The organism is Enterobacter sp. HK169, assembly GCF_001719105.1.
GTDB lineage: Bacteria > Pseudomonadota > Gammaproteobacteria > Enterobacterales > Enterobacteriaceae > Enterobacter > Enterobacter asburiae_B.
The window spans coordinates 4,323,539-4,347,548 of the sequence record NZ_CP017087.1 but is presented as its reverse complement, the minus strand read 5'-3'; the positions used below and the strand labels follow the sequence as shown (position 1 = coordinate 4,347,548).

General features: G+C 57.7%; 25 protein-coding genes. 15 read left to right on the top strand and 10 right to left on the bottom strand.

From position 1 onward, the window contains the following. The first annotated feature begins 97 nt into the window (after positions 1 to 97). The 4 genes from glnH to ybiO all read left to right on the top strand — a co-directional run bounded on the left by glnH (position 98) and on the right by ybiO (position 4,642). Positions 98 to 841, top strand: coding sequence for a glutamine ABC transporter substrate-binding protein GlnH (glnH, locus tag EnteroDNA1_RS20655; protein ID WP_023310880.1), 744 nt, complete (start codon positions 98 to 100; stop codon positions 839 to 841). 84 nt (positions 842 to 925) lie between these two features. Next, positions 926 to 1,585: a glutamine ABC transporter permease GlnP gene (glnP, locus tag EnteroDNA1_RS20650; protein WP_003858462.1), complete on the top strand. Its 660-nt coding sequence runs from the start codon at positions 926 to 928 to the stop codon at positions 1,583 to 1,585. After that, positions 1,582 to 2,304 carry a glutamine ABC transporter ATP-binding protein GlnQ gene (gene glnQ, locus EnteroDNA1_RS20645; protein WP_032641580.1) on the top strand — a complete coding sequence of 241 codons (723 nt, stop codon included), beginning with the start codon at positions 1,582 to 1,584 and terminating at the stop codon, positions 2,302 to 2,304. The genes glnP and glnQ overlap by 4 nt, the downstream gene beginning before the upstream one ends. A gap of 124 nt (positions 2,305 to 2,428) precedes the next feature. Beyond that, positions 2,429 to 4,642, top strand: a complete 2,214-nt coding sequence (ybiO, locus tag EnteroDNA1_RS20640) for a mechanosensitive channel protein (protein WP_069303853.1) — start codon at positions 2,429 to 2,431, stop codon at positions 4,640 to 4,642. A gap of 45 nt (positions 4,643 to 4,687) precedes the next feature. Here the strand turns inward: ybiO and rlmF are convergent, their stop codons facing one another. Next, positions 4,688 to 5,599 (bottom strand): 23S rRNA (adenine(1618)-N(6))-methyltransferase RlmF, encoded by a 912-nt coding sequence (gene rlmF / locus EnteroDNA1_RS20635; protein WP_069303852.1) that lies wholly within the window; start codon positions 5,597 to 5,599, stop codon positions 4,688 to 4,690. Between the two features lie 243 nt (positions 5,600 to 5,842). On the opposite strand from rlmF, the gene mcbA reads away from it, so the two are divergent. The 3 genes from mcbA (at position 5,843) to ybiJ (ending at position 7,044) form a co-directional block, all read left to right on the top strand. After that, positions 5,843 to 6,109: a DUF1471 family periplasmic protein McbA gene (gene mcbA, locus EnteroDNA1_RS20625; protein ID WP_032661263.1), complete on the top strand. Its 267-nt coding sequence runs from the start codon at positions 5,843 to 5,845 to the stop codon at positions 6,107 to 6,109. 122 nt (positions 6,110 to 6,231) lie between these two features. Next, positions 6,232 to 6,498: a DksA/TraR family C4-type zinc finger protein gene (locus EnteroDNA1_RS20620; protein WP_039261413.1), complete on the top strand. Its 267-nt coding sequence runs from the start codon at positions 6,232 to 6,234 to the stop codon at positions 6,496 to 6,498. Positions 6,499 to 6,783: 285 nt separating this feature from the next. Further along, positions 6,784 to 7,044 (top strand): DUF1471 family protein YbiJ, encoded by a 261-nt coding sequence (gene ybiJ, locus EnteroDNA1_RS20615; protein WP_023310874.1) that lies wholly within the window; start codon positions 6,784 to 6,786, stop codon positions 7,042 to 7,044. A 116-nt stretch (positions 7,045 to 7,160) separates the two neighbouring features. On the opposite strand, the gene ybiB is transcribed toward ybiJ, so the two are convergent. The 3 genes from ybiB to rhlE form a co-directional block, all read right to left on the bottom strand. Beyond that, the gene (gene ybiB, locus EnteroDNA1_RS20610) at positions 7,161 to 8,123 is read right to left on the bottom strand and encodes a DNA-binding protein YbiB (RefSeq protein ID WP_069303850.1); all 963 of its coding nucleotides are present in this window, start codon (positions 8,121 to 8,123) and stop codon (positions 7,161 to 7,163) included. Between the two features lie 353 nt (positions 8,124 to 8,476). Next, entirely contained in the window at positions 8,477 to 10,642 is a 2,166-nt protein-coding gene (dinG, locus tag EnteroDNA1_RS20605; RefSeq protein WP_069303849.1) for an ATP-dependent DNA helicase DinG, read from the bottom strand. 97 nt (positions 10,643 to 10,739) lie between these two features. Beyond that, positions 10,740 to 12,125 (bottom strand): ATP-dependent RNA helicase RhlE, encoded by a 1,386-nt coding sequence (gene rhlE / locus EnteroDNA1_RS20600; RefSeq protein WP_069303848.1) that lies wholly within the window; start codon positions 12,123 to 12,125, stop codon positions 10,740 to 10,742. 207 nt (positions 12,126 to 12,332) lie between these two features. Here rhlE and cecR point away from each other — a divergent pair, with 207 nt between their 5' ends. From cecR to EnteroDNA1_RS20575, 5 genes are read left to right on the top strand one after another with little or no spacing between them, the layout of a single operon-like run. Beyond that, positions 12,333 to 13,010 carry a transcriptional regulator CecR gene (gene cecR / locus EnteroDNA1_RS20595; protein ID WP_069303847.1) on the top strand — a complete coding sequence of 226 codons (678 nt, stop codon included), beginning with the start codon at positions 12,333 to 12,335 and terminating at the stop codon, positions 13,008 to 13,010. After that, positions 13,007 to 13,993, top strand: coding sequence for a secretion protein HlyD (hlyD, locus tag EnteroDNA1_RS20590; protein ID WP_069303846.1), 987 nt, complete (start codon positions 13,007 to 13,009; stop codon positions 13,991 to 13,993). Before cecR ends, hlyD begins: the two co-directional genes overlap by 4 nt. A gap of 1 nt (position 13,994) precedes the next feature. Continuing rightward, positions 13,995 to 15,734, top strand: coding sequence for an ATP-binding cassette domain-containing protein (locus EnteroDNA1_RS20585; RefSeq protein ID WP_069303845.1), 1,740 nt, complete (start codon positions 13,995 to 13,997; stop codon positions 15,732 to 15,734). Beyond that, on the top strand, positions 15,724 to 16,857 hold the full coding sequence (locus EnteroDNA1_RS20580) for an ABC transporter permease (RefSeq protein ID WP_045142921.1): 1,134 nt from the start codon (positions 15,724 to 15,726) through the stop codon (positions 16,855 to 16,857). The genes EnteroDNA1_RS20585 and EnteroDNA1_RS20580 overlap by 11 nt, the downstream gene beginning before the upstream one ends. 9 nt (positions 16,858 to 16,866) lie before the next feature. After that, positions 16,867 to 17,973, top strand: coding sequence for an ABC transporter permease (locus tag EnteroDNA1_RS20575; protein WP_039261395.1), 1,107 nt, complete (start codon positions 16,867 to 16,869; stop codon positions 17,971 to 17,973). Here EnteroDNA1_RS20575 and EnteroDNA1_RS20570 read toward each other — a convergent pair. Continuing rightward, a complete protein-coding gene (locus EnteroDNA1_RS20570) occupies positions 17,935 to 18,345 on the bottom strand; it encodes a YbhQ family protein (protein WP_014883088.1) in 411 nt (136 codons plus the stop codon). The genes EnteroDNA1_RS20575 and EnteroDNA1_RS20570 overlap by 39 nt on opposite strands. Before the next feature lie 133 nt (positions 18,346 to 18,478). Here EnteroDNA1_RS20570 and EnteroDNA1_RS20565 point away from each other — a divergent pair, with 133 nt between their 5' ends. Genes EnteroDNA1_RS20565 through EnteroDNA1_RS20555 form a run of 3 tightly spaced genes read left to right on the top strand, consistent with a single transcriptional unit; the run spans position 18,479 to position 21,437 of the window. Beyond that, the gene (locus EnteroDNA1_RS20565; protein ID WP_023334979.1) at positions 18,479 to 19,240 is read left to right on the top strand and encodes an endonuclease/exonuclease/phosphatase family protein; all 762 of its coding nucleotides are present in this window, start codon (positions 18,479 to 18,481) and stop codon (positions 19,238 to 19,240) included. Beyond that, entirely contained in the window at positions 19,237 to 20,475 is a 1,239-nt protein-coding gene (gene clsB / locus EnteroDNA1_RS20560) for a cardiolipin synthase ClsB (RefSeq protein WP_033144984.1), read from the top strand. Before EnteroDNA1_RS20565 ends, clsB begins: the two co-directional genes overlap by 4 nt. Beyond that, entirely contained in the window at positions 20,475 to 21,437 is a 963-nt protein-coding gene (locus tag EnteroDNA1_RS20555) for a lysylphosphatidylglycerol synthase domain-containing protein (RefSeq protein WP_069303844.1), read from the top strand. Before clsB ends, EnteroDNA1_RS20555 begins: the two co-directional genes overlap by 1 nt. Positions 21,438 to 21,537: 100 nt before the next feature. Here the strand turns inward: EnteroDNA1_RS20555 and EnteroDNA1_RS20550 are convergent, their stop codons facing one another. From EnteroDNA1_RS20550 to moaB, 5 genes are all read right to left on the bottom strand, one after another. After that, the gene (locus EnteroDNA1_RS20550) at positions 21,538 to 22,245 is read right to left on the bottom strand and encodes a Bax inhibitor-1/YccA family protein (protein ID WP_033144982.1); all 708 of its coding nucleotides are present in this window, start codon (positions 22,243 to 22,245) and stop codon (positions 21,538 to 21,540) included. A 64-nt stretch (positions 22,246 to 22,309) separates the two neighbouring features. Next, entirely contained in the window at positions 22,310 to 22,762 is a 453-nt protein-coding gene (gene moaE / locus EnteroDNA1_RS20545) for a molybdopterin synthase catalytic subunit MoaE (protein ID WP_029742165.1), read from the bottom strand. A 1-nt stretch (position 22,763) separates the two neighbouring features. After that, complete coding sequence (moaD, locus tag EnteroDNA1_RS20540) at positions 22,764 to 23,009, bottom strand: molybdopterin synthase sulfur carrier subunit (RefSeq protein WP_064672126.1); 246 nt, start codon at positions 23,007 to 23,009, stop codon at positions 22,764 to 22,766. After that, a complete protein-coding gene (moaC, locus tag EnteroDNA1_RS20535) occupies positions 23,002 to 23,487 on the bottom strand; it encodes a cyclic pyranopterin monophosphate synthase MoaC (protein WP_008501142.1) in 486 nt (161 codons plus the stop codon). Before moaC ends, moaD begins: the two co-directional genes overlap by 8 nt. A 3-nt stretch (positions 23,488 to 23,490) precedes the next feature. Then, positions 23,491 to 24,003 carry a molybdenum cofactor biosynthesis protein B gene (gene moaB / locus EnteroDNA1_RS20530; RefSeq protein WP_064672125.1) on the bottom strand — a complete coding sequence of 171 codons (513 nt, stop codon included), beginning with the start codon at positions 24,001 to 24,003 and terminating at the stop codon, positions 23,491 to 23,493. Positions 24,004 to 24,010: the final 7 nt, after the last annotated feature.

Genomic DNA, 24,010 nt, shown 5'->3' with positions numbered 1-24,010 from the left:
CCCTTTGCAAAACAATAGCTTGTAAAGTTGGCACGATTTTTTCATCGTGCCACCTGTTCTCGCAGGGGATCGCCCCGTGGATATAAAAGGAAATGCTATGAAGTCTGTATTAAAAGTTTCACTGGCTGCACTTACCCTGGCTTTTGCAGTGTCCTCTCAGGCTGCCGACAAACTGGTTGTGGCGACCGACACGGCGTTCGTTCCGTTTGAATTCAAACAGGGTGATAAATACGTTGGTTTTGATGTGGATCTGTGGGCCGCTGTCGCAAAAGAACTCAAGCTGGATTACACCCTGAAGCCTATGGACTTCAGCGGCATCATCCCGGCACTGCAAACCAAAAACGTTGATCTGGCACTGGCAGGCATCACCATTACCGATGAACGTAAAAAAGCGATCGACTTCTCTGACGGCTACTACAAAAGCGGCCTGCTGGTCATGGTCAAAGCCGATAATAACGACGTAAAAAGCGTGAAAGATCTCGACGGCAAAGTGGTGGCAGTGAAGAGCGGCACCGGTTCTGTTGATTACGCGAAAGCAAATATCAAAACCAAAGACCTGCGTCAGTTCCCGAACATCGACAACGCGTACATGGAACTCGGCACCAACCGTGCTGACGCTGTTCTGCACGACACGCCTAACATCCTGTACTTCATTAAGACAGCCGGTAACGGCAAGTTCAAAGCCGTTGGCGAGTCTCTGGAAGCACAGCAGTACGGTATCGCGTTCCCGAAAGGCAGCGACGACCTGCGCACGAAAGTTAACGGCGCGCTGAAAACGCTGAAAGAGAACGGCACCTATAACGAAATCTACAAAAAATGGTTCGGTACCGAGCCTAAATAATAAGACGTAAAAATGACGTTCACTCGGGGGCGACCTTTCGCCCCTGCTATTTTTGAAACACGGTAACAGTAACAGGAAATTATCATGCAGTTTGACTGGAGCGCCATCTGGCCTGCCATTCCACTCTTGCTTGAAGGCGCTAAAATGACCCTGTGGATTTCGGTCCTGGGTCTGGTTGGTGGGTTGATTATCGGTCTTGTCGCCGGTTTCGCCCGCACCTACGGCGGCTGGATCGCAAACCACATCGCACTGGTTTTCATCGAAGTGATCCGCGGCACCCCAATTGTCGTGCAGGTCATGTTCATCTACTTCGCCCTGCCTATGGCGTTCACCGACCTGCGCATCGACCCGTTCAGCGCAGCCGTCGTCACCATTATGATCAACTCAGGCGCCTACATTGCGGAAATCACCCGCGGTGCGGTGCTGTCGATTCATAAAGGTTTCAGTGAAGCCGGTCTGGCGCTAGGTCTTTCTCGTCGCGAAACGATCCGCCACGTTATTCTGCCGCTGGCGCTGCGTCGCATGCTGCCGCCGCTCGGTAACCAGTGGATCATCAGCATTAAAGATACCTCGCTGTTCATTGTTATCGGCGTGGCAGAGCTGACCCGTCAGGGGCAGGAGATCATAGCTGGCAACTTCCGCGCGCTGGAAATCTGGAGTGCGGTAGCCGTTGTCTACCTGATCATTACTCTGGTTCTGAGCTTCGTTCTGCGTCGTCTTGAAAGAAGGATGAAAATCCTGTGATTGAATTTAAAAACGTTTCCAAGCACTTTGGCCCAACCCAGGTGCTGCACAATATCGATCTGAATATCAAACAGGGTGAAGTGGTGGTGATTATTGGGCCATCCGGCTCCGGTAAATCCACCCTGCTGCGCTGCATCAACAAGCTGGAAGAGATCACCAGCGGCGATCTGATCGTCGACGGCCTGAAAGTGAACGACCCGAAAGTGGACGACCGTCTGATTCGTCAGGAAGCGGGCATGGTGTTCCAGCAGTTCTACCTGTTCCCGCACCTCACGGCGCTGGAAAACGTGATGTTTGGCCCGCTGCGCGTGCGCGGTGCCAGCAAAGCGGCGGCGGAAGCGCTGGCAAAAGATCTGCTGGCGAAAGTCGGCCTGGCAGAACGTGCGCACCACTTCCCTTCCGAGCTGTCCGGCGGTCAACAGCAGCGTGTGGCGATTGCCCGCGCCCTGGCGGTCAAACCGAAAATGATGCTGTTTGATGAGCCTACGTCCGCACTCGACCCGGAGCTGCGCCACGAGGTGCTGAAAGTCATGCAGGATCTGGCGGAAGAAGGGATGACGATGGTTATCGTAACCCACGAAATCGGCTTTGCCGAGAAAGTGGCGTCCCGCCTGATCTTTATTGATAAAGGCCGTATCGCGGAAGACGGTAACCCGCAGGAATTGATTGCGAACCCGCCGAGCCAGCGTTTGCAGGAGTTCCTGCAGCACGTCTCCTGATCCATCGCTTTACGCTAAGCCGGGCTTGCCCGGCTTTTTTACGCCAGATTGTTCCCAAAAATCCCCCTCCTCGCCCCGACTTCTATACTTATCATTTTGTTCGACATTTTCACCGGAGGACGCCGTGCCGTGGATCCTGCTGCTGTTGATTAGCCTGTTTAGTGCGCCTTCGTTCGCCGTCGCGATCCCCGGCGTGACCACCGGAACCCCTGCGACCCAGCAAAATACGCCGCCTCCGGAACCCGATGTTGAACAGAAAAAAGCCGCCTACGGTGCGCTTGCCGACGTCCTTGAAAACGACACCTCCCGGCAGGAGCTCATTGGCCAGCTGCGCAAAGCCGCCGCCACGCCGCCGCAGGAGTCGGTGCCAACCCTCACCCCTCCGCAGGTTGAGGAGCAAAAAACGGTGCTGGAAAACGTCACCGACGTGAGCCGCCACTATGGGGAAGCGCTCTCATCACGCTTCGCTCAGCTGTACCGCAACCTGATTGGCTCGCCGCATAAGGCATTTAACCCGCAAACGTTTACCGCCGCCGCCACGCAGTTCCTGATGCTGGCGGGTGCGGTATTTCTTTTTTACTGGCTGGTGCGCCTGTGCGCGTGGCCGCTGTACCGCAAAATGGGGCAATGGGGACGCAGGAAGAATCAGCATAAAAGCAGCTGGCTGCACCTGCCGTTGATGATAGCCTCAGCGTTTATCATCGATTTACTGCTGCTGGCGTTGACGCTGTTTTTAGGCCAGATGCTGGCCGACAGGCTGAATGCAGGCAACAAAACCATCGCCTTCCAGCAGTCGCTTTTCCTGAATGCCTTTGCCCTGATTGAATTCTTCAAGGCGCTGCTGCGGTTACTCTTTTGTCCGCACGTGCCGGAGCTGCGGCCTTTCTCCATTCGGGATGCGAGCGCGAAGTACTGGGCGCTGCGCCTGAGCGTGCTCAGCGGGCTGATTGGCTACGGCCTGCTGGTTGCCGTGCCGATCATCTCCAATCAGGTGAACGTCCAGTTTGGCGCGCTGGCAAACGTCCTAATCATGATCTGCATTACCGTCTGGTCGCTGTATCTGATCTTCCACAATAAAAAAACCATTACCCAAAGCCTGCTGAATCTGGCCGATCGCTCCCTCTCGTTCTTTAGCCTCTTTATTCGCGCGTTCGCCCTGGTGTGGCACTGGCTGGCAAGCGCTTACTTCATCGTGCTGTGCTTCTTCTCGCTGTTTGACCCGGGCAATAGTCTGAAATTTATGATGGGGGCGACGTTCAAAAGCCTGGCCATTATCGGCATCGCGGCCTTTGTGTCGGGGCTGCTGTCGCGATGGATCTCGAAAACCATCACCCTGTCGCCGCAGGTGCAGCGTAATTACCCGGAACTGCAAAAACGGGTAAACGGCTGGATGTCGGTATCGCTCAAAGTGGCGCGCATTCTCACCGTCTGCGTGGCGATTATGCTGCTTCTGAATGCGTGGAGCCTGTTTGATTTCTGGAACTGGCTGCACAACGGTGCGGGTGAAAAAACGGTCGACATCCTGATTCGCATCGCGCTGATCCTGTTCTTCTCCGCCGTCGGCTGGACGCTGCTGGCGAGCCTTATTGAGAACCGCCTGGTGTCGGATATTCACGGCAGGCCCCTGCCCAGCGCCCGGGCAAGAACGCTGCTCACCCTGTTCCGCAACGCGCTGGCGGTGATTATCAGCACCATCACCATCATGATCGTGCTGTCAGAAATCGGCGTGAATATTGCCCCGCTGCTGGCGGGTGCCGGTGCCCTGGGGCTGGCCATCTCCTTCGGCTCACAAACGCTGGTGAAGGATATTATTACCGGCATCTTCATTCAGTTTGAGAACGGGATGAACACAGGCGATCTGGTGACCATCGGACCGTTAACCGGTACGGTAGAGAGGATGTCCATACGCTCCGTCGGCGTGCGTCAGGACACCGGGGCCTACCACATCATCCCCTGGTCTTCGATCACCACCTTCGCCAACTTTGTGCGCGGGATTGGTTCCGTTGTGGCGAACTATGATGTGGATCGCCACGAGGATGCGGACAAAGCGAAGCAGGCGCTGCGCGATGCGGTAGAAGAACTGATGGAGATGGAGGATATCCGCGGGCTGGTGATCGGAGAGCCGTCATTTGCCGGCATCGTCGGGCTGACGAACACGGCGTTTACCCTGCGCGTGTCGTTCACCACCCAGCCGCTGAAGCAGTGGACGGTGCGCTTTGCCCTCGACAGCATGGTGAAAAAACACTTCGATATGGCGAACGTGCGGATGCCCGTGCAGACGTATCAGGTATTGCCGCCTCCCGCATCGCCGCTCCCGCCGCAGGAGCCGACGCTATAACCGAGCCGGGTGGCGGCTTCGCCTTACCCGGCCTACGACGGAGTGCTATTTGCGACGTTTGTTATTGTCCATAAACGTCCAGGCGATAAACCGGCTCTGTTTCTGGCCCTGCGCCATCTCTTTTTTCACCACTTTTACGGCGCCCGCTTCGGTCAGCGCGCGGTAGAGCGGCGGCAGGTTATCCCCGCGGGAAACCAGCGTCGTGAACCACTTCACCTGACGGCCAAACTGTTTGCTTTCCGCAATCATGCGCAGGATAAACGCCACTTCGCCCCCGTCACACCAGAGCTCCTGCTGCTGTCCGCCGAAGTTCAGCGCGGCGTCTTCAGCCTGACCCAGGTTACGGCGCTTGCGCTCGCTGCCCGCACGAGCCGATGCCGCCGAATCATGGAACGGCGGGTTGCACATCGTGGCGTCATAGCTTTCGTTTTTGTGAATAATGCCGTTGAAGATCGACGCCGCATCTTTCTGACGACGCAGGCGAATGGCGCGGCTTAATCCCGGGTTAGCGCTGATAATCGCCTGGGCGCTGGCAAAGGCCTCGTCACCGATTTCGCTTCCGGTAAAGCGCCACTGATATTCATGCGCCCCGATCAGCGGGTAAATCAGGTTCGCCCCGGTGCCAATATCCAGAATGGTGGCCTGCTGTGGAACGATACCCTCATTGCCTTCGGCAAGAAGGTCGGCAAGGTGATGAACGTAATCCGCGCGGCCCGGCACGGGTGGACAGAGAAAGCCTTCCGGAATATCCCAGTGAGCCACACCGTAAAAATGCGCCAGCAGGGCTTTGTTCAGCATTTTAACCGCCTGCGGGTCGGCAAAGTTAACCGAGGGCTCACCCGCTGGGGTCTGAACAAGATAGTCCTGCAGCGGCGGGCAGCTCAGGCATAACGCGTTCATGTCGTAGCGGCTGCGGTGGCGATTTCGCGGGTGCAATCCCGGCTTTTGGGCAGTCATGGCATTCTCCTTTAAACAGCGGCGTAAGATACCCTTTGCTGGCCCAACGGTAAATCTTTCTCTGCGCTGTTCAAAAAATCGTCATAAATCAAACATCTTTATGTCTATGATCCGTCAGCGAATTGTCAATTTATATCGTTCAAAAAATAAGCAGATCATCATCAAATATTTGCGCTAAGTCACACTCGTCAGGCTTCTAAACTTAAAGGGAATCACCTGTTGTTTCCTCATGAGGATGTGATTATGAAAAAGTACCTGACCCTTGCTGTTATCGCAGCCGCCCTGGCGACCGCGTCCTTCTCTGCCATGGCCGTCCAGTCGCTGACCCAGAGTACTGACACCAGCCAGCTACGCCCTGCGGGCACCGTTTCGGTAAGCCGTGCCAGTAACCTTGACGACCTACAGGCTAAGCTCGCCGAAAAAGCCCGTCAGGAAGGTGCAAAAGGATTCGTGGTGAACTCCGCTGGCGGAGATAACCATATGTACGGCACTGCGACTATCTATAAATAACCTGTCTCTTCCACAAGACTGCATCTGCCCAACGGGTGCAGTTCTCTTCTCCCTTCGCCTTGATTGTTCATTTTTTAACCCCATAGTAACCATATGGCCTAAACCGATTTCAGGAGGACGCTATGGCTTCCGGCTGGGCAAATGACGACGCTGTTAACGAACAGATCAACAGTACAATTGAAGATGCGGTTGCGCGTGCCCGCGGTGAAATTCCGCGCGGCGAAAGCTTAACGGAATGCGAAGAATGCGGAGAACCCATTCCGGAGGCGCGTCGAAAAGCCATTCCCGGCGTACGGCTTTGCATTGCCTGCCAGCAGCATAAAGATTCAAAAAATGCATCACACTCGGGATATAATCGCAGAGGTTCGAAAGACAGCCAGTTACGTTGACTTTGCTTTACCCAGGCTAACCGAGCCTGCACGTTCCTTTACGCTCACGGTTTTTAGCCAGACGCGTAGCAAAACGTGCCCTTCGTATCGCTTCTGTAAAGCGCATCCGCAAGAAGTGTAAAGGGGTGCTTTGAATTTATTAATATTCAATAAGTTATTTGTCATTCAATTTTTTTGAGCAACCACGTCAATTCTCTTCGATTTTATCACTCGCAAAAAACCGTGATACTTATCACATCGACGGAACATCGTCCCCTTAACAGAAACACCTGCGAGAGATTAATTATGAAAACCATCAAATATGCTGTAGCTGCTGTTGCCCTGTCCGCTCTGTCTTTCGGCGCTTTCGCCGTAGAGCCTGTCTCTTCTACTCAGGCACAGAACATGAACAAAGTCGGTGTGGTGAGTGCTGATGGCGCAACCACTCTGGACGGCCTGGAAGCCAAACTGGCTGAGAAAGCCGCTGCTGCCGGTGCAAGCGGATACACCATTACCTCCGCTAACGGCAATAACAAGCTGAGCGGTACCGCGGTTATCTACAAATAATCGACTGAACGAATGCTGTACCCTCGCCATACCCTCTGGTGAGCTGCTCCACCCTCATTGACCCTGTTGTTGTTACCCTTGCTTGCCCGTCCGCCACTGGACGGGCTTTTTTTTGTCTAAAACGCCTGCACCACGCGTTCAAGCCCGGCCTGAACGGATTCCACTTCTCCGGTAGCCAGCAAACAGCAGGCCATCTGCAGCTTGATCGAATGCGGAACAGGAACATTTCCGGCAAGGCACTGCTCAATCCAGTGGGCTGTAGTATGGGGATCTTTTGCCTCAGGCAGTATCACACCGGTATTCTCTTCCCCGCGCTCAAGAATGGCGCGCGTGCCTGCAGAATCAATCAGCATCACCTGCGGGCAGCGCTGCGGGTTCGCATAAACCTCTCCTTCCGTTCCGTGTATCAGCAACGCCCTTGCGCCAATAGCCTCAAAGAACTGCCCCACGCGCGCCACGTATTCCGGGTGCGAAACGCTGGAGAGACGCAGGGCGGCATCTTCGCCAAACGGCGTGGCCAGTTTCGCCAGCGTGTGCGCGCTGTTGCGCACGCCCATGCGCCAGCGCATATCGAGCTGCTTTTCCAGCGGCGGGCAGAGCGTGCCGACCGGGATATAAACAGGCTGATGGCCATCCAGCTTCGCCTGCGCCTGGCCGGCATGACGCGTTGGCTCGATGCCCAGCATCCCGAAAATGGTCTCCGTCAGCACGCGGGTGGGATCTTCGCTAACGCCGTGCACCACCACCGGGAACCCCAGCTTGTGTAACAGGATAGCGAGCAGCGGGGTTAAATTTGCCTGCTTGCGCGCGCCGTTATAGCTCGGGATCACAATCGGCATCGGTTTCGCCACCGGCGGCGTTAAGCGCAGCGTTTGCGCCTGCATGGCATCATAGAAACCGCGCATCTCCGCTTCACCTTCGCCTTTGATACGCAGCGCAATAAGAATACCGCCCAGCTCCAGCTCCGGTACCTCGCCGTTAAGCATGCGGGTATAAAGCGCACGCGCGGTTTCATGGTCCAGATCGCGGGCGTGGTTTTTGCCTCTGCCTACCTCTTTGATAATCTTGCGATAATCCACGGCATCACTCCTGAAAAAATCATCTTGTTAACAATATAGCCCTGTTGAATATCCGGAGGTTAGTTTTTTCTCCAGAATCAAGGTTCTGTTTTTATGACAAAAAAGACATGCTGGACTTATTCCAGCTAGTTGCGATTTCTACAGTAGATTCTTGACGCTTCATTATTTGTCTAAATAAAGAGTGGAAAGTCATTAAGGGTCACGATGAGATATCCAGGCAAGGCAGCCTGTCATCGCGTATACATCGTCTCAGCAAATCCATTGCACGGTGGTTAGCGCTCTGGGGTTCGGCGTACGCTATATCCAAACGAGGACCGCAGTTACCACAGGCCCCGCGATGTCTGGATCGGCCTTTATCTGCGCCCCTTAGCACGGAGGCTTTTCTTGCGCCCTGCGGTCAGTTTGACCGGCGGTTTTTTTACCTCGGGCACTTCCGGCTGTTCGATCGGGAAGATCGGCAGCGCGTTCAGGAGCCGTTGGCCGTAATTTTTGGTGAGCAGACGTTTGTCATAAATCACCACCTCGCCCCAGCAGCCGTGGCTACGAATCAAGCGCCCGACCTGCTGAATCAGGTTAAACGACGCCGCAGGCAAACTCTGTACCTCAAACGGATAGCGGTTGAGGCTTTTCAGCCACTCCCCCTCGGTGATCACCACCGGGCTATCGATAGGCGGGAAGGCGATTTTATGGATATGCACCTGCGTGAGGTAGTCGCCTTTCAAATCCAGACCTTCAGCAAACGACTGCAACCCCACCAGCACGCTGCGCTCGCCGTTATCAATGCGCTTACGGTGGGTTTCCACCAGCCGGTAGCGCGGCTGATCCCCTTGCACCAGCAGGAGTAAACGCAGATCGGTGACGTGTTCGAGGAAACGCTGCATCGCCCGCCCGCTGGCAAACAGCACCAGCATACCGGGGTACTTTTTACTCTCGACCTGCTCGCGGAAGTAGGCCGCCATTTCCGCGATGTGCTGCTCTTCGTTGTCGATGAGCGGCTCGAATTTCATGCGCGGAATGACCAGCTTTCCCTGCTCGCAGTGGTTAAACGGCGAGTCCAGCGCCACGAAACGGTCGCCCGCTTTCTCTTTTAGCCCGCTCATCTCCTGCAGCCTTGAGAAGCTGTTCAGGGAACGCAGCGTGGCAGAGGTGACAACCACGTGCGGCACGCTGCGCCAGATCAGCTTTTCCAGCTGATCGGCCACGCGGATGCCCACACAGTGGAAAAAGAGGTGCACCTGCCCGTCCCGCACGTCGCGGGTGGCCCATTTGGTGACCGGCGCGCCGGACGCCTGCGCCATCGAGGCCAGCCGCCAGAGCTTGCTCTGCGCTTCGAACATCCCCAGCGCGCGGTTCATCTGCAGCAGAACGCGGTGCAGACGCACCACGTCATGCGAGCCGGTTTTCTCGCTGAGATCGTTTAAGAACATCTCCGCCAGCCCGCGCAGCTTTTCCAGATGCTTCGCCAGCTGCTGGCAGATCTCCATCACCTCTTCCGGTAGCTCACCCATCGCAAAGCGGTGTTCGGCTTCCTGGGTTGCCGGAAGATAAAGATTCAGGATGTTGTTCAGGGATGAGATGAGGCTATAGACCTCTTCACAGTGGTCGCTCAGCCGCTCCGGCACCGCCAGCGGCGGCGTGGTTTTCGGGCGGAACTGCTCCATGCAGGTCGCTACCAGCTTGCAGAAGAGATCCAGCTGCAGGCGGAACCACGGAGCGGTGATTTCGGCGCTCATCTCCAGCGCATCCCGCGCCACGTCCGGCAGATGGTGGCCTTCGTCGAGCACCAGCAGCAGGTTTTTGGGCTCCGGCAGCACCGCTTCGCTCTCCAGCGCCGCCATCACCAGCGCGTGGTTTGCCACAACCACTTCCGCCTCCTGAATCTCGCGCCGGGCGACAAAGAACGGGCACTCGCGGTAGTAGTGACAGTTGCGGTTCAGGCAGCTCGCTTTGTCGGTGCTGAGCCTGCGCCACAGGTCGTCGCTGATGGCCTGGCTGGTGTGATCCCGCAGGCCGTCCCACTTATAGCCGTCGAGCTCGACTTTGAGTTTTGCACACTGCTCCTGCTCGGCCTTATTGTTTGGCGTCAGCTCGTCATCCAGAAACGCGAGCAGATCCTGCTGATTCGGCTCGCTGCTGGCCAGCGCCGCCAGGTTGCGCGGGCACACGTAACGCCCGCGCCCAAAGGCTGCCGTAAACCGCAGATCGGGGATGATTTTGCGCAGCAGGGGTAAATCTTTGCTGAAGATCTGATCCTGCAGCGCCACGTTGGCGGTGCTGACCACCAGCGTTTTGTCCTCTTCCCGCGCAATCGCGATGCCGGGAATGAGATACGACAAGGTTTTCCCGACGCCGGTTGGGGCTTCAATCGCCAGATGTCGTCCGTCGTCCCCGGCGAGCGTTTTTGCCACGTCAGCAATCATCTGCCGCTGCGGCGCTCGGGGGATAAAGTCGGGGATCTGCTGTTGTAGCGCCTTATACCATGCGCCAATTTGCGCCTTGAGCGCAGCGGTTAAAGCCATCGGAAAACCTGAAATACTGTATAAACAGCCACTATTGTGGCACTTTCTCTTCGCTGCCGCAAAAAGAAAAGCCCGGCTTTACGACCGGGCTTCCAGATTACTGCGGGTTAGCAGGCTTGCGCGGGCGGCGTCGACGCTGCCCTTCTCCTGCCGGTTTCCCTTCGCCGCTGCGCCACGGGTTTTCACCCGCCGGTTTGCTGTCGTTGTTACGACGCGGCGGTTTGCCGGATGATTTCAGCGCGCCGCCTTCGGCACGACGCGGCTGCTGACCGCGACCGCCGCCGCCCTGAGCACGTCCACCGCCGCCCTGACGACCGTTCTGAATCGGCTCGGCTTTGATCGACGGGTCCACTTCGTAACCCGGGGTTTCGATGCGCGGGATCTCTTTCTTCAGGAGGCGCTCGATGTCGCGCAGCAGCTTGTGCTCGTCCACGCAGACCAGAGAGAGCGCTTCACCGGTTGCCGCCGCGCGGCCGGTACGGCCGATACGGTGAACGTAATCTTCCGGCACGTTTGGCAGCTCGTAGTTCACCACGTGCGGCAGCTCTTCAATGTCAAGGCCACGGGCGGCGATGTCGGTCGCCACCAGCACGCGGATGTCGCCGGATTTGAACTCAGCCAGCGCACGGGTACGCGCGCCCTGGCTCTTGTTGCCGTGGATCGCCGCACTGCGAATGCCGTCTTTGTTCAGCTGTTCCGCCAGGTGGTTGGCGCCGTGCTTGGTGCGGGTAAAGACCAGCACCTGCTGCCAGTTGCCCTGGCCGATCATCTGGGAGAGCAGTTCCCGCTTGCGCTTTTTATCCACAAAGTGAACGTGCTGCGTCACCTGCTCGGAGGCGGTGTTGCGGCGCGCCACTTCCACTTCCAGCGGGTTATGCAGCAGCTTTTCCGCCAGCGCCTTGATCTCGTCGGAGAAGGTCGCGGAGAAGAGCAGGTTCTGACGACGCGCGGGCAGCTTGGCCAGCACGCGACGAATATCGTGGATAAAGCCCATGTCGAGCATGCGGTCGGCTTCGTCCAGCACCAGAATTTCAACCTGGTCCAGCTTCACCGCATTCTGGTGCTCCAGATCCAGCAGGCGACCTGGAGTCGCAACCAGAACGTCGACGCCGCTGCGCAGCTTCATCATCTGCGGGTTGATGCTTACCCCGCCGAAAACCACCAGCGAACGAATGTTGAGATAGCGGCTATAGTCACGCACGTTCTCACCAATTTGCGCCGCCAGCTCGCGGGTTGGGGTCAGGATCAGGGCACGAACCGGACGACGGCCTTTGGCGTGCGGCTGGTTTTTTACCAGCAGTTCCAGCAGCGGCAGGGTAAAACCCGCGGTTTTGCCGGTACCGGTCTGGGCGCTCGCCATCAGGTCACGGCCCTGCAGAACGGCGGGGATCGCCTGCTGCTGGATTGGGGTTGGCTCAACGTAGCCCTGCTCTGCGATCGCGCGCAGAATTTCCGGGTTCAGGCCAAGGGAATCAAAAGACATAAAAACTCCGAACCGCCCCGACCATCACAGGTGTAGTTTTCAGGGAGATATAACGAATAGGGGAGGACAAAAACCACAATGTCGCGAAGGAGCGGAGTGTAGCAGCTTTTGTGACGTGGCGCATAAAATATCCCTCAGCGTTCCCTCGACGTTAGCGTGAATCAGGCATAATCTTAATCAATCGATTGATTAATTCTTAATGCCGCCATGAATACGACCCCCACAACAACCAAAGGTGAACAGGCCAAAAATCAGCTTATCGCCGCCGCGCTGGCGCAGTTTGGTGAGTACGGGCTGCATGCCACCACGCGCGATATTGCCGCGCTGGCCGGGCAGAACATTGCGGCGATTACCTACTATTTTGGCTCAAAAGAGGATTTATACCTCGCCTGCGCCGAGTGGATCGCCGATTTTATCGGCACGCAGTTTCACCCGCACGTTGAGGAGGCCACCGCGCTGCTCGGCCAGCCGTCGCCCGATCGCGCCGCCGTTCGCCAGCTTATTCTCTATGCCTGCCACGATATGATCCGCCTGCTGACGCACGACGATACGCTCAACCTGAGCAAGTTTATCTCCCGGGAGCAGCTCTCCCCGACCGTCGCCTATCAGCGGGTACACGATCGGGTGATTGAGCCAATGCACTCGCACCTGACCCGGCTGATCGCCGCCTATACCGGGCGGGATGCCGGTGATACCGAGACGGTTTTGCATACCCACGCCCTGCTGGGTGAAATCCTTGCCTTCCGTCTGGGCAGGGAAACCATCCTGTTACGCACCGGCTGGACACAATTTGATGAGGATAAAGCCGCGCAGATTAGCAAGGTGATCGCCTGTCACGTCGATCTGATCCTGCAAGGCTTAACGCAAAGGAGCCTGAAGTCATGAAAAAACCTGTCGCCATCATTCTGGTGGTTGTTGTTTCGCTTGCTGCCGGAGTCGGTGGATGGCTGTGGTATCAGAGCCATCAGGATAAAGGCCTGACGCTGTACGGCAACGTGGATATTCGTACGGTGAACATGAGCTTCCGCGTGGGCGGACGTCTCGCCTCGCTGAGCGTTGACGAAGGCGATGCCATTAAAAGCGGGCAGACGCTGGGGATGCTGGATAAAGCGCCCTATGAGAATGCGCTGCTGCAGGCCAAAGCGGGCGTGTCCGTCGCCCAGGCGCAGTATGACCTGATGCTGGCAGGCTATCGCGACGAAGAGATCGCCCAGGCCGCCGCAGCCGTTAAGCAGGCGCAAGCCGCCTATGACTACGCGCAGAACTTCTACGCGCGCCAGCAGGGGTTGTGGAAAAGCCGCACTATTTCCGCTAACGATCTGGAAAATGCGCGCTCGTCCCGCGACCAGGCGCAGGCAACGCTGAAGTCCGCGCAGGATAAGTTAAGCCAGTACCACACCGGTAACCGCCCGCAGGATATCGCCCAGGCGAAAGCCAGCCTTGAACAGGCGCAGGCGCAGCTGGCTCAGGCAGAGCTGGATCTGCACGACACCACCTTAATCGCGCCGTCTGACGGCATGCTGATGACCCGCGCCGTGGAGCCGGGCAGCATGCTCAGCGCCGGCAGCACCGTCTTAACGCTCTCCCTGACCCGCCCGGTCTGGGTACGCGCCTACGTTGATGAGCCTAACCTCGGCCAGATGCAGCCGGGCCGCGAGCTGCTGCTCTATACCGACGGTCGCCCGGACAAGCCGTATCACGGCAAAGTGGGCTTTGTCTCCCCTACTGCCGAATTCACGCCGAAAACCGTTGAAACACCGGACCTGCGTACCGACCTCGTGTATCGCCTGCGCATCATCGTGACCGATGCGGACGACGCGCTGCGTCAGGGCATGCCCGTCACCGTAAAAGTGAACAACGGGGAATGACATGAATGACGCGGTTATTCAGCTCAACAATCTGGTTAAACGCTTCGCGGGAATGGACAAACCGGCCGTCGCGCCGCTGAACTGCACCATCCGGAAAGGCTATGTGACCGGGCTGGTCGGTCCGGACGGCGCGGGGAAAACCACGCTGATGCGGATGCTGGCGGGGTTGCTCAAGCCGGATGAAGGAAACGCCAGCGTGCTCGGCCTTGACCCGATCGAGGATGACGGAGCCCTTCACGCCATGCTCGGCTATATGCCGCAAAAGTTTGGCCTGTATGAGGATCTGACGGTGATGGAAAACCTGAACCTGTACGCCGACCTGCGCAGCGTCACCGGCGAAACGCGGCAAAAAACCTTCGCGCGCCTGCTGGAGTTTACCTCCCTCGGCCCGTTCACCGACCGGCTGGCGGGCAAGCTCTCCGGCGGGATGAAGCAGAAGCTGGGGCTGGCCTGCACGCTGGTTGGCGAGCCGAAAGTGCTGCTGCTGGACGAGCCCGGCGTCGGCGTAGACCCGATTTCGCGCCGTGAACTGTGGCAGATGGTGCACGAGCTGGCGGGCGACGGGATGCTGATCCTCTGGAGCACCTCCTACCTCGACGAAGCGGAACAGTGCCGGGACGTGCTGCTGATGAACGAAGGCGAACTGCTTTATCAGGGCGAGCCGACGACGCTGACGCAGAGCATGGCCGGGCGCAGCTTCCTGCTGCACAGCCCGCAGGAGTCTAACCGCAGGCTGCTGCAGCGGGTGCTCAGGCTGCCGCAGGTCAGCGACGGGATGATCCAGGGCCGCTCGGTACGGGTGATCCTCAAAAAAGAGGCCACCGTCGACGATATTCGCCAGGCGCCCGGCATGCCTGAGATCGAGATGGAAGAGACCGCGCCGCGCTTTGAGGACGCGTTTATCGACCTGCTGGGCGGCGCGGGTACCTCAGAGTCGCCGCTTGCCGCCATTTTGCATACGGTGGAAGGCACGCCGGGCGAAACGGTGATTGAAGCCAAATCCCTCACCAAAAAGTTCGGGGATTTCGCCGCTACCGATAACGTCAATTTTTCGGTAAAACGCGGGGAGATTTTTGGCCTGCTCGGGCCGAACGGCGCGGGAAAATCGACCACCTTTAAGATGATGTGCGGCCTGCTGGTGCCGACGTCCGGCAAGGCGCTGGTGCTGGATATGGATCTGAAGGTCAGCTCCGGCAAGGCGCGCCAGCATCTCGGCTATATGGCGCAGAAGTTTTCCCTGTACGGCAACCTGACGGTCGAGCAGAATCTGCGCTTTTTCTCCGGCGTGTACGGCCTGCGCGGGCGGGCACAGAACGAGAAAATCCGCCGCATGAGCGACGCCTTCGCCTTAACCAACATCGCCTCCCACGCCACCGACGAGCTGCCGCTCGGCTTTAAGCAGCGGCTGGCGCTGGCCTGCTCGCTGATGCACGAGCCGGATATTCTGTTTCTGGATGAACCGACTTCAGGCGTTGATCCCATTACCCGCCGCGAGTTCTGGCTGCACATCAACAGCATGGTGGAAAAAGGGGTGACCGTGATGGTGACCACCCACTTCATGGACGAGGCGGAGTACTGCGACCGCATCGGGCTGGTGTATCGCGGCAAGCTGATTGCCCACGGTACCCCGGACGACCTGAAAAACCAGGCCGCCGACGATGAGGTTCCGGATCCGACCATGGAGCAGGCGTTTATCACCCTCATCCACGACTGGGATAAGGAGAATGCCCATGCGCAGTAATGCCATTTCCTGGCGCAGGGTGCGCGCGCTGTGCATTAAAGAGACGCGGCAGATCGTGCGTGACCCCAGCAGCTGGCTGATTGCGGTAGTCATCCCCCTGCTGCTGCTGTTTATCTTTGGCTACGGCATTAACCTGGACTCCAGCAAGCTGCGGGTCGGGATTTTGCTGGAGCAGCAGAGTGAGGATGCGCTGGACTTTACTCACGCCATGACCGGATCGCCCTACATTGACGCCACTATCAGCGATAACAGGCAGGAGTTGATCCAGAAAATGCAGGCCGGGAAAATTCGCGGCCTGATCGTCATTCCGGTGGATTTCGCCGCCAACATGGCGCGGGCAAATACCGACGCGCCGATCCAGGTGATTACCGACGGCAGCGAGCCGAACACCGCCAACTTTGTGCAGGGCTACGCGGAGGGGATCTGGCAGCTGTGGCAGATGCAGCGCGCGGAAGATCGGGGCGAAGAATTTAAACCGCTGATCGACGTGCAGACGCGCTACTGGTTTAACCCCGCTGCCATCAGCCAGCACTTTATTATTCCGGGCGCGGTGACGATTATCATGACGGTGATTGGCGCGATCCTGACCTCGCTGGTGATCGCCCGCGAGTGGGAGCGCGGCACCATGGAGGCGCTGCTTTCTACCGAAGTGACGCGCGTCGAGCTGCTGCTGTGCAAGCTCATCCCCTACTATTTCCTCGGCATGCTGGCGATGCTGCTCTGTATGCTTGTCTCGGTCTTTATCCTCGGCGTGCCGTATCGCGGCTCGCTGGTGGTGCTGTTTTTTATCACCAGCCTGTTTTTACTCAGCACGCTGGGCATGGGGCTGCTCATCTCCACCATCACCCGCAACCAGTTCAACGCCGCGCAGGTGGCCCTCAACGCCGCCTTTTTACCGTCGATTATGCTGTCCGGGTTTATCTTCCAGATAGACAGTATGCCTGCGGTGATCCGCGCCGTGACCTATGTTATTCCGGCGCGCTACTTTGTGAGCACGCTGCAAAGCCTGTTCCTGGCGGGGAATATTCCGGTGGTGCTGATCGTCAACACGCTGTTTTTAATGGCGTCAGCGGCGATGTTTATCGGGTTGACCTGGATGAAAACCAAACGGCGACTGGATTAAGGAGCGAACATGTTTCACCGATTATGGACGTTGATACGCAAAGAGCTGCAATCCCTGCTACGCGAGCCGCAAACCCGCGCCATTCTGGTCTTGCCGGTGCTGATCCAGGTTTTACTGTTCCCGTTTGCCGCCACCCTTGAGGTGACCAACGCCACCATTGCCATTTACAACGAAGATAACGGCAAACATTCCGTCGAGCTGACGCAGCGCTTTGCGCGTGCGAAAGCCTTTACCCACATCCTGCTGCTGAAAAGCCCGCAGGAGATCCAGCCCACCATCGACACGCAAAAAGCGCTGCTGCTGGTGCGGTTCCCGGCGGATTTCTCCCGCAATCTGGATACCTTCCAGACCGCACCGATGCAGCTGATCCTCGACGGGCGTAACTCCAACAGCGCCCAGATAGCCGCCAACTATCTGCAGCAGGTAGTGAAGGATTACCAGCAGGAGCTGATGGACGGCAAACCGAAGCCCAACAACAGCGAGCTGGTGGTGCGTAACTGGTACAACCCGAATCTGGACTACAAGTGGTTCGTGGTGCCGTCGCTGATCGCCATGATCACCACTATCGGGGTGATGATCGTGACTTCCCTTTCCGTCGCCCGCGAGCGCGAACAGGGCACGCTGGACCAGCTGCTGGTCTCTCCGCTCGCCACCTGGCAAATTTTCGTCGGCAAAGCGGTCCCGGCGCTGATCGTCGCGACGTTCCAGGCCACCATCGTGCTGGGGGTGGGAATTTGGGCCTATCAGATCCCGTTCGCCGGTTCGCTGGCGCTGTTTTACTTCACGATGGTCATTTACGGGCTGTCGCTGGTGGGATTTGGACTGCTGATCTCGGCGCTCTGCTCGACGCAGCAGCAGGCGTTTATCGGGGTCTTCGTCTTTATGATGCCCGCGATTTTGCTCTCGGGTTATGTTTCACCCGTCGAGAACATGCCGGTGTGGCTACAGGACCTGACGTGGGTAAACCCGATTCGGCACTTTACGGACATCACCAAGCAAATCTATCTGAAGGATGCGAGTCTGGATATTGTCTGGGGAAGTTTGTGGCCGCTACTGGTCATAGCGGCCACGACGGGCTCAGTGGCGTACGCGATGTTTAGACGCAACATTGCGTAGCTTTTTCTCTTTGGTCAGCAGCGAGACGACCGCAGGCCCTGCGAGGATAGCCAGACCGGCCAGGGCCAGCAGCAGGTTGTTTTGCAGCACGCGCGACAGCAGCCAAAGCACGATCATCGCCGCGCCAAAATACCAGGTGGTGGTGAGCTCTTCGAGCACATCACCCACCTCGCGCCAGCGCGCTTCATGGTGGCGCTGTAAGAACAGCATCGACAGCACGGTGACGCCATAAAGGACGCATAGCCCCAGGCCAACACGCACCAGCGTGCCGCTCATCCAGCCCATCACCAGTACGGCCACGACCAGTAAATGCAACATTATCTGCCAGCAACTCAGGCCAGTTGCGACACGAACACGTTGTTGCCACTTCATGGCTTCTCTCCTGAAGGATTTTTCTCTGCTTAATCAGACTACCGCACTTTACGGAAAATTCCGTAACGCCGCATCTTTTTGTGACGACGACTACACTTTATTTTCATTGGGATAGTCACTCAGGAAGGAGCTTATGACTCAAAAAATGCAGCATTTCTCGCTTAAGGTGCTGACGATAAACATTCATAAGGGCTTCACAGCATTTAACCGCCGCTTCATTTTACCGGAGCTGCGCGACGCGGTACGCACCGTCAGCGCGGATATTGTCTGCCTGCAGGAGGTGATGGGCGCACACGAAGTGCACCCGCTCCACTTTGAGAACTGGCCAGATACGCCGCACTATGAATTTCTGGCCGACACCATGTGGAGTGACTACGCCTACGGCCGCAACGCGGTCTATCCGGAAGGGCATCACGGAAACGCGGTGCTGTCCCGCTACCCCATTGAACATTACGAAAACCGCGACGTTTCCGTCGGGGAAAGCGAAAAACGCGGCCTGCTTTACTGCCGCATTACGCCGCCCGACCTCGAGCGACCTGTCCATGTCGGCTGTGTTCACCTGGGCCTTCGCGAAGCCCATCGTCAGGCGCAGCTGAAAATGCTGGCCGAATGGGCCAACGCGCTTCCCGAAGGTGAACCGGTGGTGGTAGCGGGCGATTTCAACGACTGGAGACAGCGGGCAAACCATCCGTTGAAAGTGGATGCCGGGCTGGAAGAGATTTTTACTCGCGCCAACGGCAGGCCTGCGCGCACCTTCCCGGTCCGTTTCCCGCTGCTTCGGCTTGACCGCATCTACGTGAAAAATGCCCACGCCAGCAGCCCGACCGCCCTGGCGCTCCTTAACTGGCGACATCTTTCCGACCATGCCCCGCTCAGCGCGGAGATCCACCTATGAAATGTTCCTGGCAGGAAGGTAACCGAATCACGCTTCTGGTCAATGGGGACGAGTATTATCCGGCCGTGTTTAAAGCGATTGACCATGCACAGCAGAAGGTGATCCTCGAAACCTTTATCTGGTTCGAAGACGACGTCGGCAAGCAACTGCATGGCGTGCTGCTGCGCGCCGCCCGGCGCGGCGTCAAAATTGAAGTATTGCTTGATGGCTATGGCTCGCCGGATCTCAGCGATACGTTTGTGAATGAGTTGACCTCCGCAGGCGTGGTGTTCCGCTACTACGATCCCGGCCCTCGCCTGTTCGGCATGCGCACCAATCTTTTCCGCCGGATGCATCGCAAAATAGTGGTGGTGGACGAGACGGTGGCGTTTGTCGGCGGCATTAACTACTCCGCTGAGCATATGTCCGACTACGGCCCGGAGGCGAAGCAGGACTACGCTATTCGCATTGAAGGTCCCGTGGTTCAGGACATCTTACTGTTTGAGCTGGAGAACCTGCCGGGTAAAGAGGCCGTTCGCCGCTGGTGGAGACGCCGCCATCGCCCGGAAGAGAACCGGAAGCCCGGCGAAGCGCAGGCCCTTTTCGTCTGGCGGGATAACGGCGAGCACCGGGACGACATTGAACGTCATTATCTCAAGATGCTCGCCAACGCGAAGCGCGAAGTGATTATTGCTAACGCCTACTTTTTCCCCGGCTATCGTCTGCTGCACGCCATGCGCAATGCGGCCCGACGCGGGGTACGCGTGAAGCTGATTGTGCAGGGCGAGCCGGATATGCCCATCGTCAAAGTCGGCGCGCGGCTGCTGTATAACTACCTGGTGAAGGGCGGCGTACAGATCTACGAATATCGCCGCCGACCGCTGCACGGCAAAGTGGCGCTGATGGACGATCACTGGGCCACCGTGGGTTCCAGTAATCTCGATCCGCTGAGCTTATCGCTCAATCTCGAGGCTAACCTGATCATTCACGATCGCCAGTTTAACCAGACCCTGCGGGATAACCTGCAGGCGCTAATCGTTAACGACTGCGTGCGCGTGGACGAATCCATGGTTCCCAAACGCACCTGGTGGAACCTGGGCATCAGCGTGGTGGTGTTCCACTTTCTGCGTCATTTCCCGGCCATGGTCGGCTGGCTGCCGGCGCATACGCCTAAGCTTGCGCAGGTGGACCCGCCGGTACAACCCGAAATGGAAACCCAGGACCGTATTGAAGCGGAAGACGGAGGCAAACCCTGATGTCGAAATCGCATCCGCGCTGGCGGCTGGCAAAAAAGATCCTGACCTGGCTGTTTTTTATTGCGGTCGCGGTTCTGCTGGTGGTCTACGCGCAGAAAGTTGACTGGGAAGAGGTATGGAAAGTCATCCGCAACTATAACCGGATGGTGCTGCTGGGCGCTGTGGGGCTGGTTATTGTCAGCTACCTGATGTACGGCTGTTATGACCTGCTGGGCCGTGCTTACTGCGGCCACAAGCTGGCCAAACGTCAGGTTATGCTGGTGTCGTTTATCTGCTACGCCTTCAACCTGACGCTGAGCACCTGGGTCGGCGGCATTGGCATGCGCTATCGCCTCTACTCGCGGCTCGGCCTGCCGGGCGGGACCATCACGCGCATTTTCTCGTTAAGCATCACCACCAACTGGCTGGGCTATATTTTGCTCGGCGGGGTGATCTTCACCATCGGCGTGGTGCAGCTGCCCGCGCACTGGTATATCGATGAAGCCACGCTGCGCATTCTGGGCATCGTACTGCTGCTGATTATCGCCGTTTATCTGTGGGCCTGCGCCTTTGCCAGACGCCGCCATATGACCATTAAAGGGCAAAAACTGGTGCTGCCCTCATGGAAGTTTGCGGTGCTGCAGATGGCCGTCTCCAGCGCCAACTGGATGGCGATGGGGGCCATTATCTGGCTGCTGATTGGCGAGGACGTCAATTACTTCTTCGTGCTGGGCGTGCTGCTGGTGAGCAGTATTGCGGGCGTAATTGTGCATATTCCGGCGGGGATCGGCGTGCTGGAGGCGGTATTTATTGCCCTGCTGGCCGGGGAGCATGTCTCTCAGGGAACGATTATCGCCGCCCTGCTGGCGTACCGCATGCTGTATTACTTCCTGCCGCTGGCGCTGGCAACGGCGTGTTATCTGGTGCTGGAGAGTCGGGCGAAAAAGCTGAGAGCGAAGAACGAGAAGGCGTTAGCGAAATAAAAGCAAAACGGCAACCTTGTTGCCGTTTTTAGTGTTTGTTCCCTCTCCCGTGGGAGAGGGTCAGGGTGAGGGCACCAGACCGCCACCCGGCAAAACAACCTTAGCGACGGTTGCCGAAAATCCGCAGCAGCATCAGGAACAGGTTGATGAAGTCCAGATACAGCGTCAGCGCGCCCAGGATCGCGTATTTGCGCAGGTTCGAACTGTCGCGTACGTCGATCTGCTCGCCGATGTTTTTCAGCTTCTGGGTGTCATACGCCGTCAACCCAACGAAGATCACCACCCCGATGTAGGTTACGGCCCACATCAACGCGTCGCTCTTCAGCCACAGGTTTACCAGCGACGCCAGCACAATCCCGATCAGCCCCATAAACAGCATGCTGCCGAAACCGCTCAGATCGCGCTTCGTGGTGTAACCGTACAGGCTCATCGCACCGAACATCCCGCCGGTGACCACGAAGGTGCTGGCGATGGAGGAGTAGGTGTAAACGATGAAGATACTGGAAAGCGTCAGCCCGGTTAGCGCCGAATAGAGCATAAACAGCGTAGTCGCCATTCCGGCACTCAGCTTTTGCACCAGACCAGAAAGCACAAACACCAGCGCCAGCTGCGCGATAATCAGCCCAAAGAAGGTGATTTTGCTGGAGAAGATAAACATCATCAGTTCAGGCGTGTTCGCCGCATACCACGCGATAAACGCGGTAAGCAGCAGACCAACCGTCATCCAGCCGTACACCTGAGCCATATACGTCTGCAGGCCGCTACGGGTCTGCTGTACTATTGAATCGGAACGCGGAAATCGGTCCATGATTCACTCCTGATTAAGTTTAAGTAGACACACACGTTAAGATTAACACATCCACGTAAACCGACTACCAACGGCTGGCGGCTTGTTTATCGCTGTCGCGCGATTCTACCCAGCGGTCACCTTCCGGCGTGGCTTCGCGCTTCCAGAACGGCGCTTTGGTTTTGAGGTAATCCATAATGAACTCCCCTGCCGCAAACGCGCTGCTGCGGTGCGCGCTGGTCACCCCGACGAAGACAATCTCTTCGCCAGGCCACATCTCGCCGATGCGGTGAATAACCGTGACGCGGCCAAGCGGCCAGCGGCCTCGCGCCTCGTCGACAATCTCCGCCAGCGATTTCTCGGTCATCCCCGGATAGTGCTCCAGCGTCAGCGCCTTCACGCTGTCGCCGAGGTTGTGGTTGCGCACTTTGCCGGTGAAGGTGACAACCGCGCCGTCTTCATCGCGTTCCGCCAGCCAGCTGTATTCTGTCCCTACGTTAAAACGCTCGGGGCTCACCAGAATTCGGGTTTCAGCCATCTTAGCCCCCCGTTACCGGCGGGAAGAAGGCCACTTCATCGCCTTCCTTCAACGGATGGGTGAACTCCACCAGCGTTTGGTTAACGGCGGCCAGCAGCTTGCCTTCGTCCAGCGCCAGCGCCCAGCGGTCGCTTTGTGTCGCCAGATGCGCGCGCAGGGCCGCGACGTTTTCGAAGGACGCATCCAGCGTCAGGCTGTCGGTATTCACCAGCTCGCGCACCTGCGCAAAAAAGAGCACCTTAATCATGGCTATCCACCTTAAAATCACCGGATTTGCCGCCGCTTTTTGCCAGCAGGCGAACCGGGCCAATCACCATATCTTTCTGCACCGCTTTGCACATGTCGTAGATGGTCAGCGCGGCGACTGAGGCCGCCGTCAGCGCCTCCATCTCCACGCCGGTTTTGCCGGTTAAGCGGCAAAGTGACTCAATGCGCACGCGATTATGCTCCGGCTGTGCCTGCAGGTTCACTTCCACCTTGCTCAGCATCAGCGGATGGCACAGCGGAATGAGATCCCAGGTCCGTTTGGCGGCCTGAATCCCCGCGATGCGGGCGGTGGCAAAGACGTCGCCCTTGTGGTGGCTGCCGTCGATAATCATCGCCAGCGTCTCCGGCAGCATGGTGACGAACGCTTCCGCGCGCGCCTCGCGCACCGTTTCCGCTTTGGCGGAGACGTCCACCATATGCGCTTCGCCGGCGGCGTTAATGTGGGTCAGTTGTGACATAGCTTATTTCTTTAAATGGGGATGGAAATTACACGGACGGGTACGGGCGTCCAGCTGCGGGGCGATGATGTTTTCCCACGCGGTACGGCAGGCTTTGGTCGAGCCCGGCATAGCGAAAATCAGGGTTTTGTTAGCCACCCCGGCAACGGCGCGCGACTGGAGCGTGGAGGTACCAATCTCTTCAAAGGAGAGCATGCGGAACACTTCGCCGAAGCCTTCCACCTCGCGGTCGAACAGCGGGATCAGCGCTTCGGGGGCCTGATCGCCTGCGGTAAAACCGGTGCCGCCGGTAATCAGCACCACCTGCACCTCATCACTCGCAATCCACTGCGAAACCTGAGCGCGAATGGCATAGCGGTTCTCCTTCACGATCGCTTTATCGACGATGTGATGCCCCGCGTCATAGGCCGCCTCGCGCAGCCAGTGGCCAGAGGTATCATCCTCTTCGCCACGGCGGTCGGAAACGGTAAGGATAGCAATGCGTGTCGGGATAAATTCTGCGCTTACCTGACTCATCTTCTGG

Bases quoted from the DNA above. Each gene is read 5' to 3' on its own strand.
- EnteroDNA1_RS20555 (WP_069303844.1), top strand. From the start codon at position 20,475: ATGTCGAAATCGCATCCGCGCTGGCGGCTGGCAAAAAAGATCCTGACC.
- EnteroDNA1_RS20580 (WP_045142921.1), top strand. From the start codon at position 15,724: ATGCGCAGTAATGCCATTTCCTGGCGCAGGGTGCGCGCGCTGTGCATT.
- dinG (WP_069303849.1), bottom strand. From the start codon at position 10,642: ATGGCTTTAACCGCTGCGCTCAAGGCGCAAATTGGCGCATGGTATAAG.
- ybiJ (WP_023310874.1), top strand. From the start codon at position 6,784: ATGAAAACCATCAAATATGCTGTAGCTGCTGTTGCCCTGTCCGCTCTG.
- EnteroDNA1_RS20565 (WP_023334979.1), top strand. From the start codon at position 18,479: ATGACTCAAAAAATGCAGCATTTCTCGCTTAAGGTGCTGACGATAAAC.
- glnH (WP_023310880.1), top strand. From the start codon at position 98: ATGAAGTCTGTATTAAAAGTTTCACTGGCTGCACTTACCCTGGCTTTT.
- cecR (WP_069303847.1), top strand. From the start codon at position 12,333: ATGAATACGACCCCCACAACAACCAAAGGTGAACAGGCCAAAAATCAG.
- rhlE (WP_069303848.1), bottom strand. From the start codon at position 12,125: ATGTCTTTTGATTCCCTTGGCCTGAACCCGGAAATTCTGCGCGCGATC.
- EnteroDNA1_RS20620 (WP_039261413.1), top strand. From the start codon at position 6,232: ATGGCTTCCGGCTGGGCAAATGACGACGCTGTTAACGAACAGATCAAC.
- moaE (WP_029742165.1), bottom strand. From the start codon at position 22,762: ATGGCTGAAACCCGAATTCTGGTGAGCCCCGAGCGTTTTAACGTAGGG.
- moaC (WP_008501142.1), bottom strand. From the start codon at position 23,487: ATGTCACAACTGACCCACATTAACGCCGCCGGCGAAGCGCATATGGTG.
- mcbA (WP_032661263.1), top strand. From the start codon at position 5,843: ATGAAAAAGTACCTGACCCTTGCTGTTATCGCAGCCGCCCTGGCGACC.
- EnteroDNA1_RS20575 (WP_039261395.1), top strand. From the start codon at position 16,867: ATGTTTCACCGATTATGGACGTTGATACGCAAAGAGCTGCAATCCCTG.
- moaD (WP_064672126.1), bottom strand. From the start codon at position 23,009: ATGATTAAGGTGCTCTTTTTTGCGCAGGTGCGCGAGCTGGTGAATACC.
- rlmF (WP_069303852.1), bottom strand. From the start codon at position 5,599: ATGACTGCCCAAAAGCCGGGATTGCACCCGCGAAATCGCCACCGCAGC.
- hlyD (WP_069303846.1), top strand. From the start codon at position 13,007: ATGAAAAAACCTGTCGCCATCATTCTGGTGGTTGTTGTTTCGCTTGCT.
- glnP (WP_003858462.1), top strand. From the start codon at position 926: ATGCAGTTTGACTGGAGCGCCATCTGGCCTGCCATTCCACTCTTGCTT.
- EnteroDNA1_RS20570 (WP_014883088.1), bottom strand. From the start codon at position 18,345: ATGAAGTGGCAACAACGTGTTCGTGTCGCAACTGGCCTGAGTTGCTGG.
- moaB (WP_064672125.1), bottom strand. From the start codon at position 24,003: ATGAGTCAGGTAAGCGCAGAATTTATCCCGACACGCATTGCTATCCTT.
- clsB (WP_033144984.1), top strand. From the start codon at position 19,237: ATGAAATGTTCCTGGCAGGAAGGTAACCGAATCACGCTTCTGGTCAAT.
- EnteroDNA1_RS20550 (WP_033144982.1), bottom strand. From the start codon at position 22,245: ATGGACCGATTTCCGCGTTCCGATTCAATAGTACAGCAGACCCGTAGC.
- EnteroDNA1_RS20585 (WP_069303845.1), top strand. From the start codon at position 13,995: ATGAATGACGCGGTTATTCAGCTCAACAATCTGGTTAAACGCTTCGCG.